General features: G+C 65.5%; 15 protein-coding genes. 10 read left to right on the forward strand and 5 right to left on the reverse strand.

Annotated features, from left to right (window positions below):
- Positions 1-243: 243 nt before the first annotated feature.
- The 8 genes from dnaK (at position 244) to I6F24_RS31110 (ending at position 7688) form a co-directional block, all read left to right on the forward strand.
- Positions 244-2145 carry a molecular chaperone DnaK gene (gene dnaK, locus I6F24_RS31075; RefSeq protein ID WP_036003245.1) on the forward strand — a complete coding sequence of 634 codons (1902 nt, stop codon included), beginning with the start codon at positions 244-246 and terminating at the stop codon, positions 2143-2145.
- A 272-nt stretch (positions 2146-2417) separates the two neighbouring features.
- Positions 2418-3554 carry a molecular chaperone DnaJ gene (gene dnaJ, locus I6F24_RS31080; RefSeq protein ID WP_036003248.1) on the forward strand — a complete coding sequence of 379 codons (1137 nt, stop codon included), beginning with the start codon at positions 2418-2420 and terminating at the stop codon, positions 3552-3554.
- An 88-nt stretch (positions 3555-3642) separates the two neighbouring features.
- On the forward strand, positions 3643-4242 hold the full coding sequence (locus I6F24_RS31085) for an rRNA adenine N-6-methyltransferase family protein (protein ID WP_036003251.1): 600 nt from the start codon (positions 3643-3645) through the stop codon (positions 4240-4242).
- Between the two features lie 55 nt (positions 4243-4297).
- Entirely contained in the window at positions 4298-4876 is a 579-nt protein-coding gene (locus I6F24_RS31090; protein WP_225113132.1) for an NAD(P)H-dependent oxidoreductase, read from the forward strand.
- Positions 4877-4882: 6 nt separating this feature from the next.
- Positions 4883-5593, forward strand: a complete 711-nt coding sequence (gene pyrF / locus I6F24_RS31095; protein ID WP_225113131.1) for an orotidine-5'-phosphate decarboxylase — start codon at positions 4883-4885, stop codon at positions 5591-5593.
- Positions 5594-5619: 26 nt separating this feature from the next.
- On the forward strand, positions 5620-5931 hold the full coding sequence (locus tag I6F24_RS31100; RefSeq protein ID WP_036003256.1) for a DUF1330 domain-containing protein: 312 nt from the start codon (positions 5620-5622) through the stop codon (positions 5929-5931).
- A gap of 291 nt (positions 5932-6222) precedes the next feature.
- Entirely contained in the window at positions 6223-7038 is an 816-nt protein-coding gene (gene dapB, locus I6F24_RS31105; RefSeq protein WP_036024349.1) for a 4-hydroxy-tetrahydrodipicolinate reductase, read from the forward strand.
- 26 nt (positions 7039-7064) lie between these two features.
- Positions 7065-7688 (forward strand): 2,3-bisphosphoglycerate-dependent phosphoglycerate mutase, encoded by a 624-nt coding sequence (locus tag I6F24_RS31110; protein WP_036003261.1) that lies wholly within the window; start codon positions 7065-7067, stop codon positions 7686-7688.
- Between the two features lie 151 nt (positions 7689-7839).
- Here the strand turns inward: I6F24_RS31110 and I6F24_RS31115 are convergent, their stop codons facing one another.
- Entirely contained in the window at positions 7840-8736 is an 897-nt protein-coding gene (locus I6F24_RS31115; protein WP_036024351.1) for a bifunctional helix-turn-helix domain-containing protein/methylated-DNA--[protein]-cysteine S-methyltransferase, read from the reverse strand.
- A 54-nt stretch (positions 8737-8790) separates the two neighbouring features.
- Positions 8791-9324 (reverse strand): DUF2244 domain-containing protein, encoded by a 534-nt coding sequence (locus I6F24_RS31120; protein ID WP_036024353.1) that lies wholly within the window; start codon positions 9322-9324, stop codon positions 8791-8793.
- Positions 9325-9346: 22 nt separating this feature from the next.
- On the opposite strand from I6F24_RS31120, the gene nth reads away from it, so the two are divergent.
- Positions 9347-10099: an endonuclease III gene (gene nth / locus I6F24_RS31125; RefSeq protein WP_036024369.1), complete on the forward strand. Its 753-nt coding sequence runs from the start codon at positions 9347-9349 to the stop codon at positions 10097-10099.
- 22 nt (positions 10100-10121) lie between these two features.
- On the opposite strand, the gene I6F24_RS31130 is transcribed toward nth, so the two are convergent.
- The 3 genes from I6F24_RS31130 to I6F24_RS31140 all read right to left on the reverse strand — a co-directional run bounded on the left by I6F24_RS31130 (position 10122) and on the right by I6F24_RS31140 (position 14021).
- The gene (locus I6F24_RS31130; protein WP_036024354.1) at positions 10122-10862 is read right to left on the reverse strand and encodes a sulfate transporter family protein; all 741 of its coding nucleotides are present in this window, start codon (positions 10860-10862) and stop codon (positions 10122-10124) included.
- 137 nt (positions 10863-10999) lie between these two features.
- Positions 11000-11446 (reverse strand): nickel-responsive transcriptional regulator NikR, encoded by a 447-nt coding sequence (gene nikR / locus I6F24_RS31135; RefSeq protein ID WP_036003294.1) that lies wholly within the window; start codon positions 11444-11446, stop codon positions 11000-11002.
- A 124-nt stretch (positions 11447-11570) separates the two neighbouring features.
- Complete coding sequence (locus I6F24_RS31140) at positions 11571-14021, reverse strand: heavy metal translocating P-type ATPase (RefSeq protein WP_036024355.1); 2451 nt, start codon at positions 14019-14021, stop codon at positions 11571-11573.
- Between the two features lie 63 nt (positions 14022-14084).
- Between I6F24_RS31140 and I6F24_RS31145 the strand changes: the two genes are divergently transcribed.
- Positions 14085-14360 carry a metal-sensitive transcriptional regulator gene (locus I6F24_RS31145; RefSeq protein WP_036003300.1) on the forward strand — a complete coding sequence of 92 codons (276 nt, stop codon included), beginning with the start codon at positions 14085-14087 and terminating at the stop codon, positions 14358-14360.
- The last annotated feature ends 43 nt before the right edge of the window (positions 14361-14403 follow it).

A 14403-nucleotide genomic window follows, 5' to 3' on the forward strand; every position in this document is an offset into this window, starting at 1 on the left:
GGCTTGCCGACGCCCGGACCTGTTAATAATTCCTCACCCGCAAGGGCGGTTGAGCCCGGATATCACCTTCCAAAACCCGATGTTTTAGCGGCAGAAACCTAGCTTCGGTCCTTGCGGGCCCCTCCCCCCCTCCTATATGAGCCTCAATCATCGCAATATCGCGGATGTTTGATCTTAGGGGGTTTCGGTTCGGGTGCCTCTTGGGCCCAGCCAACCTGCCGCAAAAAGAAGGATATCAGGACCATGGGAAAGGTCATTGGGATCGACCTCGGCACCACGAATTCGTGCGTCGCCGTGATGGATGGCAAGAACGCCAAAGTCATCGAGAATTCCGAAGGCATGCGCACGACGCCTTCGATCGTCGCCGTCACGGATGACGGTGAGCGCCTCGTCGGCCAGCCGGCCAAGCGCCAGGCCGTCACCAATCCCGAGCGCACCTTCTTCGCAGTGAAGCGCCTCATCGGCCGCCGCTACGACGACCCGATGGTCGAGAAGGACAAGAAGCTCGTTCCCTACAAGATCGTGAAGGCTTCCAACGGCGACGCCTGGGTCGAGGCCGACGGCCAGACCTACTCGCCCTCGCAGGTCTCGGCTTTCATCCTGCAGAAGATGAAGGAGACCGCGGAAGCCCATCTCGGCCAGAAGGTCGAGCAGGCCGTCATCACCGTTCCTGCCTACTTCAACGACGCCCAGCGCCAGGCGACCAAGGACGCCGGCAAGATCGCGGGCCTCGAAGTGTTGCGCATCATCAACGAGCCGACCGCGGCCGCGCTCGCCTATGGCCTCGACAAGACCAAGGCCGGCACCATCGCGGTATATGACCTCGGCGGCGGTACGTTCGATATCTCCATTCTCGAAATTGGCGACGGCGTGTTCGAGGTGAAGTCGACCAACGGCGATACCTTCCTCGGCGGTGAAGACTTCGACATGCGCCTCGTGGGTTATCTCGCCGACGAGTTCCAGAAGGAGCAGGGCATCAACCTGCGCAACGACAAGCTCGCGCTGCAGCGCCTGAAGGAAGCCGCTGAAAAGGCCAAGATCGAGCTGTCCTCGACGACGCAGACCGAGATCAACCTGCCCTTCATCACCGCGGACCAGACCGGCCCGAAGCATCTGACGATGAAGCTCACCCGCGCCAAGTTCGAGGCGCTGGTCGACGACCTCATCCAGAAGACCGTCGAGCCCTGCCGCAAGGCGCTGAAGGACGCCGGCGTCACCGCCGGTGAGATCGGCGAGGTCGTGCTGGTCGGCGGCATGTCGCGCATGCCGAAGGTCCAGGAAGTCGTGAAGCAGCTGTTCGGCAAGGAGCCGCACAAGGGTGTCAACCCGGACGAAGTCGTGGCGATCGGCGCTGCGATCCAGGCCGGCGTGCTCCAGGGCGACGTCAAGGACGTGCTGCTGCTCGACGTCACCCCGCTGTCGCTGGGTATCGAGACGCTGGGCGGCGTGTTCACCCGCATCATCGACCGCAACACCACGATCCCGACCAAGAAGAGCCAGGTGTTCTCGACGGCTGAAGACAACCAGAATGCCGTCACCATCCGCGTCTTCCAGGGCGAGCGTGAAATGGCAGCCGACAACAAGATGCTTGGCCAGTTCGACCTGATGGGCATTCCGCCGGCGCCGCGCGGCATGCCGCAGATCGAGGTGACCTTCGACATCGACGCCAACGGCATCGTCAACGTCTCGGCCAAGGACAAGGCCACGGGCAAGGAGCAGCAGATCCGCATCCAGGCCTCCGGCGGTCTGTCGGAAGCCGACATCGAGAAGATGGTCAAGGACGCCGAGGCCAATGCCGAGGCGGACAAGAAGCGCCGCGAGGCCGTCACCGCCAAGAACGAGGCGGATGGCCTGGTGCATTCGACCGAGAAGGCTTTGGCCGAGCACGGCTCGAAGGTTGCCGAGAGCGAGCGCCGCGCCATCGAGGATGCCGTCAGCGACCTCAAGGAAGCGCTGAAGGGCGACGATGCCGAGGCGATCAAGGCCAAGACCCAGACGCTGGCGCAGGCTTCGATGAAGCTCGGCGAGGCCATGTACAAGCAGCAGGCCGAGGCCGACGCCAAGAAGGATGCGGCCAAGGACGACGTCGTCGACGCGGAATTCACCGAGGTCGACGACGACAAGAACAACAAGAAGTCCGCTTAAGCCCCGAGAGGGTGACGATGCGGACGGCTTGGACCCCACACACGCTACCGGCCTCCTCCCTCGCGGGGGAGGCCGTCGTGTCGGGACGGACGGGCCAGGACTCCTTTCAAGGCTCCTTCAAAGTCGGCCCCGTTACGATCGATCAATTCCCAGCCGTTATTCTCAGCGCTGCCAGGCTGCCCTCTGCCGCAAGGTCGAAGGGCGCTCATTCCGCCGCATGTCAGCGTTGTTCCGCGCCAACTTGAATCGCGATTGGATAGACCGAGCTCATCATGTCCACGTCCACCAAGCGCTGCTATTACGAGACCCTCGAAGTCGAACGCGACGCCGACGAAGGCAAGCTGAAATCGTCGTTCCGCAAGCTGGCGATGAAATTCCATCCCGACCGCAATCCCGGGGATGAGACCAGCGAAGTCAAGTTCAAGGAAATCAATGAGGCTTACGAGGTCCTGAAGGACAAGGACAAGCGCGCCGCCTATGATCGTTACGGCCACGCCGCGTTCGAGCAGGGCGGTGGCTTCGGCGGTGGCGCCGGTTTCGGTGCCGGCTTCGCCTCCTCTTTCTCCGACATCTTCGAGGATCTGTTCGGCATGGCCGGACAGCGCGGCCGCGGCGGCCGCGAGCGCGGCGCCGATCTGCGCTACAATATGGAAATCACCCTCGAGGAAGCCTTTGGCGGCAAGACCGCGCAGATCGAGATTCCGGTCTCGGTCACCTGCGAGGCCTGCTCGGGCATCGGTGCCAAGGCCGGCACCAAGCCGAAGACCTGCTCGACCTGCGGCGGCGCCGGCCGCGTGCGGCAGTCGCAGGGCTTCTTCACGCTGGAGCGGACCTGCCCGGGCTGTCAGGGCCGCGGCCAGATGATCGAAGACGCCTGCCCGTCCTGCGCGGGACAAGGGCGGGTCACCCGGGAGCGGACGCTCTCGGTCAACATTCCCCAAGGCGTCGAGGACGGCACACGGATCAGGCTCGCCGGCGAGGGCGAGGCGGGGGTCCGCGGCGGACCGCCCGGCGACCTCTACATTTTCCTCTCGCTGGCCCAGCACCAGTTCTTCCAGCGTGACGGCGCGGATCTGCATTGCCGCGTGCCGATCTCGATGGTGACCGCCGCGCTCGGCGGCGAATTCGAGGTGCCGACCATCGAGAAGGGCAAGACCAAGGTGAAGGTGCCCGCCGGCACCCAGTCGGGCCGTCGTTTCCGCATTGCATCAAAGGGCATGCCGGTGCTGCGGTCGCGCCAGATGGGCGACATGTACGTTCAGGTCATGGTCGAGACCCCGCAGAACCTGACCAAAAAGCAGCAGGAATTGCTGGCCGAGTTCGAGAAGCTCTCCTCCGGCAACACCCAGCCGGAAGCCGAGGGTTTCTTCGCCAAGGTCAAGGATTTCTTCGGCAATCGGGCGAACTGACGCGTCTTGACCGTATCGCCTCCGGCCTATACGTCTTTATGACCATTTTCTGACACGCCGCGGTCCTGCGGTTCCGTCCGGTCCCGACATGCCATTGCCATCGTCCGCGCGTGCGTTGAAGAAGCCTCGTCTCGATGACGAGGTGCGCTTTCTCAGGTCGTGGATCGAAAAGCCCTTGCACATGGGCGCGGTGATGCCGTCCGGCAAGCTGCTGGCGCGGACCATGGCTCATTATGTCGATCCCGATTCCGACGCACCGGTGGTCGAGCTCGGACCCGGCACCGGCGCCATCACGTCCGCGCTGATCGAGCGCGGGGTCGACCAGAAACGTCTCGTTCTCGTCGAATACAATCCCGGCTTCTGCGCGCTGCTGCGCGACCGCTACCCGCAAGCCAAGGTGGTGCAGGGCGATGCCTACCGCCTGCGCGACACGCTCTGGAATGTCTTGAGCGCGCCGGCCAGCGCGGTCGTGTCCGGCCTGCCGCTCGTCACCAAACCGATGCTGACGCGGCTGCGGCTCATTCGCGATGCCTTCACCGCGCTCGCGCCCGGTGCGCCCTTCATCCAGTTCACCTATGCGGTGGTGCCGCCGATCCCGAAATCGCTATCCGGCGTGTCCACAGAGGCCTCGGAACGGATCTGGATGAACCTTCCGCCGGCCCGCGTCTGGGTGTATCGCAAGCATTAAATCCGCCGGCTCCTCTTTGCGCGGCGGGCTCGTTTCGCCGAATGCATGAGATTGGATGCCAGCCCCCAAGATCCTGATCATTCCCGGCTCGCTGCGCACCGGCTCGCACAATGCGAAGCTGGCGGCTGTCGCTGCTTACGAATTCGTCCAGGCCGGCGTCGACGTCACCCGCATCTCGCTCGCCGATTTTCCGCTGCCGATCTATGACGGCGATCTCCAGGCCAAATCGGGCGTGCCCAAGCACGCGATCAATCTGAAGCGCATGATCGGCGCGCATCACGGTGTCCTCATCGTCTCGCCCGAATACAACGCCTCGGTGCCGCCGCTCCTGAAGAACGCGATCGACTGGGTCAGCCGCGTGCACGAGCTGCACGAGGCGCGCGGAGAGGTGTTCCGCAACCGGGTCTTCGCGCTTGCCGGCGCGTCCCAGAGCCGGTTAGGTGCCGCCCGCGCGCTGCAGGCGCTGCGGCTGATCCTCTCCGCCTGCCACGCCAACGTGATTGCCAGCCAGCTCACGCTCGCCTTTGCCGACCAGGCCTATGACGACAGGGACAGGCTGAAGAACGAGAGCGATATCGCCGCGCTGAAGGAGCTGGTGACGCAGTTGATCGACGTTTCCCAACGCATGATGTGAGGTGACATGACGCCAGCCGAGATCGCCCCGAAGGACCGCCTGATCGTTGCGCTCGATCTGCCGAGCGTTGATGCCGCGGAGGCGATGATCGCGAAGCTCGGCGACAGCGTCACGTTCTACAAGATCGGCTATCAACTCGCTTATGCCGGCGGCCTGCCGCTGATCGGCAAGCTCGCTGATGCGGGCAAGAAGGTGTTCGCCGATCTCAAGATGCACGATATCGGCAACACCGTGACGCGCGGCGTGGAGAGCGTCGCCAAGCTGGGCGCGACCTTCGTCACCGTGCACGCCTATCCGCAGACCATGAAGGGCGCCGTCGAAGGCCGCGGCAGGGCCAGCCTGAAGATCCTCGCCGTGACGGTGCTGACGTCCTACGACGACGACGATTTGCATGCGGCCGGTTATCGGCTCAGCGTGTCGGAGCTGGTCGAGGCGCGTGCGCAGCAGGCGCAGGTGCTCGGTGTCGATGGCCTCGTGTCCTCGCCGGAGGAGGTGGGTAGCCTGCGCAAGATCGTCGGCCACCAGATGAGCCTCGTCACCCCCGGCATTCGTCCGGCGGGCGCCGCCAGCGGCGACCAGAAGCGCATCATGACGCCTAGCCGTGCGATCGCCGCCGGCGCGGATTATCTGGTCGTCGGGCGCCCGGTTGTGGAAGCCGCCGATCCCAAGGCGGTCGCGGACACCATCCACGCCGAGATCGCGCAAGCGCTCGGCTAACCCACTAAACAACAGGGAGAAGAACAATGGCAAAAGGCTACTGGATCGGGCGTGTCGACGTCAGCAATGACGAGGGCTATAAGCCCTACGCCATCGCCAACGGCCCGATCTTCAAGAAATGGGGCGGCCGCTTCGTCGTCCGCGCCGGCAAGTTCACCGCCGTCGAAGGCGCCAGCCGCAACCGCAACGTCGTGATCGAATTCCCTGACTACGAGACCGCGCTCGCCTGCTACAACTCGCCGGAATACCAGGCCAACATCAAGGTGCGCCAGCCGCACTCGATCGCCGACCTCATCGTCATCGAAGGCTACGACGGCCCGCAGCCGCAGGACGGCTGAGGCTCGATCCCGTCTTACCCTCCCTGGAGGGGCCTGGAGGGGAAGGGTCGATCGCGCGCAGCGCGAGCGGGGCGGGGTGATCTCTCCACCGGGCACTGTTCGTCGCGGAGAGACCGTCACCCCACCCCGTCACGCAATCTCGCTTTGCTCGATCGCGTGCCGACCCACGGGCGAGCTACGCTCGTCCCGGGCCCCTCCAGGGAAAAAGTAAGAGCGCCTGCGCCCCCCGATCGCCCCTCGGTTGCCGGAACTGCCTCCCCCCGCTACAACGGCCTCGAAGAGGATCACACCATGTCCGACATGCGCTTGATTGTTGCGGGAGCCGGCGGCCGGATGGGCCGGGCGCTGGTGCGGGCGATTGCTGAAAGCGAGGGCGCCGTGCTGGCCGGCGCGCTGGAGGCGCCGGGCTCCCAGCTGCTCGGCAAGGATGCCGGCGTGCTCGCCGGCCTGCCCGCCAACGGCATCAAGCTCTCCGCCGATCTCTGGGCGATGTGCAAGGAGGCCGACGGCATCCTCGATTTCACAGTGCCTGCGGCGACCATCGCCAATGTCGCGATCGGCGCCGAACGCGGCCTCGTGCACGTCATCGGCACGACCGGCCTGTCCGGCTCGGACAATGCCGTGATCAAGAGCGTCACCAATCGCGCCGTGGTGGTGCAGTCGGGCAATATGAGTCTCGGCGTCAATCTGCTCGCCGCCGTGGTCAAGCGCGTTGCGAAAGCGCTCGACCAGAGTTTTGATATCGAGATCGTCGAGACCCATCACCGCATGAAGGTCGATGCACCCTCGGGCACCGCGCTGATGCTGGGGCAGGCCGCAGCGAGCGGCCGCGGCGTCACCCTCGATGACCATTCCGAGCGTGGCCGGGACGGCATCACCGGCGCGCGCCGGCCGGGCAATATCGGCTTCGCCTCCTTGCGCGGCGGCACCGTGGCCGGCGACCATAGCGTCACCTTCCTTGGCCCGTTCGAGCGCCTGACGCTGTCGCATCAGGCCGAGGACCGCATGCTGTTCGCCCATGGTGCGCTCAAGGCGGCGCTGTGGGCGCACGGCAAGAAGCCGGGGCACTACACCATGGCCGACGTGCTCGGCCTCGACGATATCTGATCCAATCAAGCAACGGAAAGCAGTCAATGAGCGAACGCCTTCTCGTGCTCGTGCGCCACGGCCAGAGCGAATGGAATCTGAAGAACCTGTTCACGGGCTGGAAGGACCCTGACCTCACCGAGCTCGGCGTGAAGGAAGCCAAAGAAGCCGGCCGCAAGCTGAAGGCACAGGGCCTGGTGTTCGACGTCGCCTACACCTCGGTGCTGACGCGCGCGCAGCACACGCTCGATCTCATCCTCGCTGAGCTCGGCCAGGAGGGTCTGCCGACTTCGAAGGACCTCGCGCTCAACGAGCGCGACTACGGCGATCTCTCCGGTCTCAACAAGGACGACGCCCGCAAGAAATGGGGCGAGGAGCAGGTGCTGATCTGGCGCCGCTCCTACGACGTGCCGCCGCCCGGCGGCGAAAGCCTGAAGGACACGCTCGCGCGCGCGTTGCCGTACTACGTGCAGGAGATCCTGCCCGGTGTGCTCAACGGCAAGCGCACGCTGGTTGCCGCCCACGGCAACTCGCTGCGCGCGCTGATCATGGTGCTGGAGAAGCTCTCGCCCGAAGGCATTTTGAAGCGCGAGCTCGCCACCGGCGTGCCGATCATCTACCGCCTCAACGCGGATTCGACCGTGGCCTCGAAGCTGGATCTGGCGGGGTAGACTTTGCCGCAAGCGCGGTGCCGTAGGGTGGGTTAGACGGCGACTGCGCAAAGCGCAGTCGCTGGCGTAACCCACCACTTCTGTTCTGCGGAAACCAGAGAGGTGGGTTACGCTGCGCTAACCCACCCTACGAAATCCTACTGCATCTTGCCTACTGCAGCCCAAGCTGCCCGGCCTCCCAGCCCAGCATCGCCTGCTTGCGGGTGATGCCCCAATGATAGCCGGTGAGCGTGCCGCTCTTGCCGAGTGCGCGGTGGCAGGGCACGACGAAGGAGACCGGGTTCTTGCCGACGGCGGCACCGACGGCGCGTGAAGCCTTGGGATTCCTGATGTTGCAGGCGATGTCGGAATAGGACACTGCGCGGCCCATCGGAATCTTCAAGAGCGTCTCCCACACCCGCACTTCGAAATCGGTGCCGATCAGCACCACGCGCAGCGGCTGATCCGGCCGCCACAATTTTGGATCGAAGATGCGCGCGGCGAGCGGCGCGGTGCCTTCGTGATCTTCCACATAGGTGGCGTTCGGCCAGCGCCGCGTCATGTCGGCGAGCGCGATCTTCTCCTCGCCGTGATCGGCGAAGGCGAGGCCCGACAGGCCGCGATCGGTGGCGATCACGATCGCGGTGCCGAACGGCGAGGAATGGAAGCCGTAGCGCAGGGTGAGGCCGGCACCGCCGTTCTTCCATTCGCCCGGCGACATCGCTTCATGGGTGACGAAGAGGTCGTGCAGCCGGCCCGGCCCGGACAGGCCGGAGTCGAGCGCCGCGTCAAGGATGCTGGCGGAATCCCTGAGCAGGTTCTTGGCGTGGTCGAGGGTGAGCGCCTGCATGAAAGCCTTCGGCGTGATCGAAGCCCAGCGGCGGAACAGATGGTGCAGCTCATCCGGCGTGACGCCAGCGGCATCCGCCATCGCCTCGATGGTCGGTTGCGCGCGCCAGTTCGCCGAGATGAAGGCGATCGCCCGCCGCACCGAATCATAGTCGCGCAACGCGGCGTTCTGGGTGCCCGGCCTGGCCAGGCGCTGGTCATGTATCGCAAGGGTCATCATGACCGGAAATGTAGGGGAGGCGCTGGCGCGAAACCACCCGATTTCCGACTGTGCTCAGGTCGCCGGATGATAGGTCGGGCCGCGCCGCGCGGCGTTGAGAGCCCCCACCAAGGCATTGTAAAAGCTGGCCTTTTCTGCCGGCCCGAGAAAGCCCGCGATAAGCAGGCGGCGGCCGCGGGAGATCAGATAAAGGTGCTCGATGCCGTATTCCTCATCGACCTCCTGGTCGAGCCGGACCCAGAGCGGATTGAAGGTCCATTCGGCAACCTGGCCACGATGGCTGACGCGTCGCACCCGCAATTCCGACGGCGTCACCACGATTTCCTCGCTGGCCCGTGCGGCGCGAAAATTGACCTTGAAGGCCCACCAGATCACGAGCACGTCGAGACCGAAGAAGCCGAGCACCGGCCAGGCGCCCATCATCAGGAAAGCAAGGCCCGTGACGAAGCCGACGGCGCTCAGGAACAGCATCACGGCGAGAAAGCCGGTGCGGTTCAGCGAGCGGTGCGGCGTCAGCAGCGCGGAGAAGATCTGAGGCTCGTCCTCGCTCTCGGATCGCGTCCGCGCAATTTCGTTGCCAGTGCTCATCGTCCATCAGTATATCCCGATCATGGCGAAAATCACCCGCAAGCCGGTCCCGCGCAAAGCGGCGGTGCCGAAGAAAACGGCAAGACCGGTCGCGACCAAGCCGAGAGCACCCGCGAAGAAATCACTCAAAACCACAAAGCCGTGGACGCCGGCCGAGGTCCACGAGGTCTTCAGCCGCTTCCGCAAGGCCAATCCGGAGCCCAAGGGCGAGCTCGAGCACGTCAACCCGTTCACGCTGCTGGTCGCGGTGGTGCTGTCGGCACAGGCGACCGACGCCGGCGTCAACAAGGCGACGCGTGCGCTGTTCGAGGTTGCCGACACCCCGCAGAAGATGCTCGATCTCGGCGAGGAGCGCTTGCGCGACTACATCAAGACGATCGGCCTCTACCGCACCAAGGCCAGGAACGTGATCGCGCTGTCGGCCAAGCTGCTCAGTGAATTCGGCGGCGAGGTGCCGCGCACGCGGGCCGAGATCGAGTCGTTGCCCGGCGCAGGCCGCAAGACCGCCAACGTCGTGCTCAACATGGCCTTCGGCGAGCACACGATGGCAGTCGACACCCACGTCTTCCGCGTCGGCAATCGCACGGGCCTAGCGCCCGGCAAGACGCCGCTCGAGGTCGAGCTTGGCCTGGAAAAGGTGATCCCGGCCGAGTTCATGCTGCACGCGCATCATTGGCTGATCCTGCACGGCCGCTATACGTGCCTCGCGCGCAAGCCGCGCTGCGAGGTCTGCCTGGTCAACGATCTCTGTCGCTGGCCGGAGAAGACGGTGTGAGGCAGCGCCGCCCCGGGCGCCCCTATCGCACCTGCCGCGCCGGTTCGATCAGCTCGGGCCGCGGGCCCGACAGGCGCTTGTGCATGTGGACCATGAAGGCCATGCCGAAGATCGGCGTCGCCAGATTGACGATCGGGATCGAGACGAAGGCGGCGATGAACAGGCCGGCGGTGAAGATGGTCGCGGCATTGTCGCGCCGCATCGCCTTGGCTTCCTCCGGCGGGCGGAAGCGCATCGCGGCGAGCTCGAAATATTCGCGGCCCAGCAGCCAGGCGGCGGCGAGGAAGAAGATCAGGAAACCGGCGCCGGCGAACAGCACCAGCGGCAGAGCGGCGAGATAGACCAGGATGGCCACGAGCGCGGTCTTGATGCCCTCGAGCATCGCCCGGCTGAACGGCAGTGCCGCGCCCGGCCGCTCGGCCGGATAATGCTCGCGCTCGACGATGTCGGCGACGTCGTCGACGAACAGGCTCGCCACCAGCGAGGTGATCGCCGGCATCAGGAAGATGCCGCCGAACACGACGCCGAGACCCGTCGCGATCGAGACGATCCAGGACAGAACCTCGATCGATGAATGCCAGCCCGGCCCGAGCAGGCCTTCCAGCCACACCTCGCCGGAGGTCGCAAACCAGCTGAGCAGCCGCTGCAAGCCGATCGCCAGCACGGTGATCAGCACCAGCGCAAGCCCGATCGACCGCCACAGGATCGAGCGCATCGGCGGCGAGATCAATTGCGACAGCGCCTTAATGGCGGCATCCAGCATGGGGGACCCTCTGAGGTAAACACTGCGCGAGAGGTAGACACCCAATGCGGCTTCGGCAAGGGCGGTGGGCCGTCTCCCCTTGTCGGTGAAGGTGGCGCGATTTCTTCTTTACCCTCCCCTGGAGGGTAAGATTCAGCCTAGTCGTGTCTATGCCCGTGCTTGCGCGCCTTCGCCGGCTTGCCATCCCCGGTCGGGATCATCACCACGCGGCCGTAGCGCACGCCGCGTTCGGCGATGATGTGGTCGGCGAAATGTCTGACTTCGGAGGCAGCGCCGCGCAACGCCGTCATCTCCATGCAATTGTTGTCGTCGAGGTGAACATGCAGCGTCGCCAGCGCGAGGTCGTGGTGGCCGTGGAATTCCTGCACCAGCCGTTTCGACAGATCGCGCGCCGCGTGGTCATAGACGTAGACGAGGCCGGCGACGCATTGGCCAGTTTGCGCGGTGTCCTCGGCGCTCTGCTGCAGGCCGGCGCGCGCGAGGTCGCGGATGATCTCGGAGCGGTTCTGGTAACCGCGCGCTTCGGCCGCGGCGTCGATCTCCGCCAGGAGATCGTCCTCGATCGTGATGGTAATCCGCTGCATCAGATGCTCCCGCTTATGTCCTCTGAACCGTAGCCCGGATGGAGCGAAGCGCAATCCGGGACGGTGCAATATGAGGCAGGACCCCCGGATTTCGCTTACGCTCCATCCGGGCTACACAGCGTCCTTACAGCCGCGTCGCACGCAGCCGCAGCGCGTTGCCGACGACGCTGACCGAGGACAGCGCCATCGCCGCCGCGGCGATGATCGGGGAGAGCAGCAGACCGAACGCCGGATAGAGAACGCCGGCGGCGATCGGAATCCCGGCGGCGTTGTAGATGAAGGCGAAGAACAGGTTCTGCCGGATGTTGCTCATCGTCGCCTGCGACAGTTTTCGCGCGCGGACGATGCCGACGAGGTCGCCCTTGAGCAGCGTCACGCCGGCGCTCTCCATCGCAACGTCGGTGCCGGTGCCCATGGCGATGCCGACCTCGGCCGCCGCCAGCGCCGGCGCGTCGTTGACGCCGTCGCCGGCCATGGCGACGCTGCGGCCGGCCTTCTGCAGCTTGGTCACTACCGCGCTCTTCTGGTCCGGCAGCACTTCGGCCTCGACCTCGGCGATGCCGAGCCGGCGCGCCACGGCCTCGGCCGTGGTGCGGTTGTCTCCGGTCAGCATGATCACCTTGATGCCTTCCGCCGCGAGCGCCTTCAGCGCCTCCGGCGTCGAGGCCTTGACCGGATCTGCGATCGCAAACAGGCCGGCAAGCCGGCCGTCGACGGCCATGTTGATCACGGTGGCGCCGTCACCGCGCAGCCGCTCGGCTTCGGCGGCGAGCGAATGGGTGTCGACGCCGAGCGACGACAGATATCTGGCATTGCCGAGCACGATGGTCTTGCCGTCGACCTTGCCCGTCGCGCCCTTGCCCGTCGGCGAGTCGAACTGCTCGACCTGGCCGAGGGTGAGCTGCTTTTCCTTGGCCGCGCGCACGATGGCGTCGGCCAGCGGATGCTCGCTGGCGCGCTCGACGGTGGCCGCCAGCCGGAGGATGTCTTCTTCCGCGAAGCCGGACGCCGGCGCGATCGTCACCACCTTGGGCTTGCCTTCGGTCAGCGTGCCTGTTTTGTCGACCACGAGCGTGTCGATCTTCTCCATACGCTCCAGCGCCTCGGCGTTCTTGATGAGCACACCGCCTTGCGCGCCGCGGCCGACGCCGACCATGATCGACATCGGCGTCGCGAGGCCGAGCGCGCAGGGACATGCGATGATCAGCACGCTGACAGCCGCGACCAGGCCGAAGGCCAGCCGCGGCTCCGGTCCGAACCAGGCCCAGGCACCGAAGGCGGCGAGGGCAACGACGATCACGGCCGGCACGAACCAGCCGGAGACTTGGTCGGCCAGGCGCTGGATCGGCGCGCGCGAGCGCTGCGCATCCGCGACCATTTGCACGATCTGCGACAGCATCGTCTCGCGCCCGACCTTGTCGGCACGCATGATGAAGCTGCCGGACTGGTTCAGCGTGCCGGCAATGACCTTGGCGCCAGTCTCCTTGGTGACCGGCATGGATTCGCCTGTCACGAGTGATTCATCTAGCGACGAGCGGCCTTCGAGGATGACGCCGTCGACCGGCACCTTCTCGCCGGGACGGACGCGCAGGCGATCGCCGGCGTGCAGCGTGTCGATCTCGACCTCGTGCTCGCTGCCGTCGGCGTCGACGCGGCGCGCGGTCTTCGGCGCGAGCTGCAGCAGCGCCTTGATCGCGCCCGAGGTCGCATCGCGGGCGCGCAGCTCCAGCACCTGGCCGAGCAGCACCAGGACGGTGATGACGGCGGCCGCCTCGAAATAGACTGCGACCGCGCCCTCATGGCCGCGGAAGGTGGCGGGGAAGATCTGCGGCGTGACCGTGCCGAGCACGCTGTAGACATAGGCAACGCCCGTACCCATCGCGATCAGCGTGAACATGTTGAGATTGCGCGTCAGCAGCGATTGCCAGCCGCGAACGAAGAACGGCCAGCCGGCCCACAGCACCACGGGCGTTGCAAAGACGAGCTGGATCCAATTCGACACGGTCGGATCGATCCAGCTGTGGGGGCCCGCGAGGTGGCCGCCCATCTCCAGCGCGATCGGCGGCAGCGACAGCACGCCGCCGATCCAGAACCGTCGCGTCATGTCGGCGAGCTCGGGATTTGGGCCGGTCTCAAGGCTTGCGACCTCAGGCTCCAGCGCCATGCCGCAGATCGGGCACGTGCCCGGACCGACTTGGCGGATCTGCGGGTGCATCGGACAGGTGTAGATCGTGCCCGCGGGCATCTCCGGTTCGGGCGCCTTGTCCTTGGCAAGATACTTGGCGGGATCGGCGGCGAACTTGGTGCGGCAGCCGGACGAGCAGAAATGGAAGGTCTCGCCGTGATGTGTGATGCGATGCTTCGAGGTCGCGGGATCGACCATCATGCCGCAGACGGGATCTTTGACCTTGGTTGCGGCGTCGCCGTGATGATGGTCGTGGCCGGCATGATCGCCGTGGCCGCCGCAGCACGAGGTAGCCTCGGGCTTCGCCGCCGGCGCTGCAGCTTTCGTGGAACAGCCGCATCCGGAATGCGTTCCCGCGCTGTGACGATGCTCGTGCTCGTTGTTGTTCATTGCCATGTTCCGGCCTTTGCGCTTGGTCTTGAAACCTATACCCGGTAGGGGTATATAGACCCCATGCGCAAGGACATCAAGGCATCCGTCGGAAAACGTCTCGGCCGAATCGAGGGCCAGGTTCGTGGCCTCTCGAGAATGGTAGAGGAAGACCGCTACTGCATCGACATCGTGACGCAAATCGCGGCGGTGCGCGCCGCGCTGCGCCGGGTCGAGGAAGAGGTTTTGAAGGATCACGTCGCCCATTGCGTCGAGCACGCCATCGCGAGCGGCGACAAGGCCGACCAGCGCGCCAAGATCGCGGAGCTGATGGCGGTGATCGGACGGGCGGATCGGTAGCGCGCGCTCTCTCCACCGCCGTTGCTTCGCTGCGCTCGTGGCG

Origin of the sequence: Bradyrhizobium sp. BRP23, from assembly GCF_020194135.1 — a bacterium.
In the GTDB taxonomy this organism is placed as follows: Bacteria; Pseudomonadota; Alphaproteobacteria; order Rhizobiales; family Xanthobacteraceae; genus Bradyrhizobium; species Bradyrhizobium yuanmingense.

Bases quoted from the DNA above. Each gene is read 5' to 3' on its own strand.
- dnaK (WP_036003245.1), top strand. From the start codon at position 244: ATGGGAAAGGTCATTGGGATCGACCTCGGCACCACGAATTCGTGCGTC.
- dnaJ (WP_036003248.1), top strand. From the start codon at position 2,418: ATGTCCACGTCCACCAAGCGCTGCTATTACGAGACCCTCGAAGTCGAA.
- I6F24_RS31085 (WP_036003251.1), top strand. From the start codon at position 3,643: ATGCCATTGCCATCGTCCGCGCGTGCGTTGAAGAAGCCTCGTCTCGAT.
- I6F24_RS31090 (WP_225113132.1), top strand. From the start codon at position 4,298: ATGCCAGCCCCCAAGATCCTGATCATTCCCGGCTCGCTGCGCACCGGC.
- pyrF (WP_225113131.1), top strand. From the start codon at position 4,883: ATGACGCCAGCCGAGATCGCCCCGAAGGACCGCCTGATCGTTGCGCTC.
- I6F24_RS31100 (WP_036003256.1), top strand. From the start codon at position 5,620: ATGGCAAAAGGCTACTGGATCGGGCGTGTCGACGTCAGCAATGACGAG.
- dapB (WP_036024349.1), top strand. From the start codon at position 6,223: ATGTCCGACATGCGCTTGATTGTTGCGGGAGCCGGCGGCCGGATGGGC.
- I6F24_RS31110 (WP_036003261.1), top strand. From the start codon at position 7,065: ATGAGCGAACGCCTTCTCGTGCTCGTGCGCCACGGCCAGAGCGAATGG.
- I6F24_RS31115 (WP_036024351.1), bottom strand. From the start codon at position 8,736: ATGATGACCCTTGCGATACATGACCAGCGCCTGGCCAGGCCGGGCACC.
- I6F24_RS31120 (WP_036024353.1), bottom strand. From the start codon at position 9,324: ATGAGCACTGGCAACGAAATTGCGCGGACGCGATCCGAGAGCGAGGAC.
- nth (WP_036024369.1), top strand. From the start codon at position 9,347: ATGGCGAAAATCACCCGCAAGCCGGTCCCGCGCAAAGCGGCGGTGCCG.
- I6F24_RS31130 (WP_036024354.1), bottom strand. From the start codon at position 10,862: ATGCTGGATGCCGCCATTAAGGCGCTGTCGCAATTGATCTCGCCGCCG.
- nikR (WP_036003294.1), bottom strand. From the start codon at position 11,446: ATGCAGCGGATTACCATCACGATCGAGGACGATCTCCTGGCGGAGATC.
- I6F24_RS31140 (WP_036024355.1), bottom strand. From the start codon at position 14,021: ATGAACAACAACGAGCACGAGCATCGTCACAGCGCGGGAACGCATTCC.
- I6F24_RS31145 (WP_036003300.1), top strand. From the start codon at position 14,085: ATGCGCAAGGACATCAAGGCATCCGTCGGAAAACGTCTCGGCCGAATC.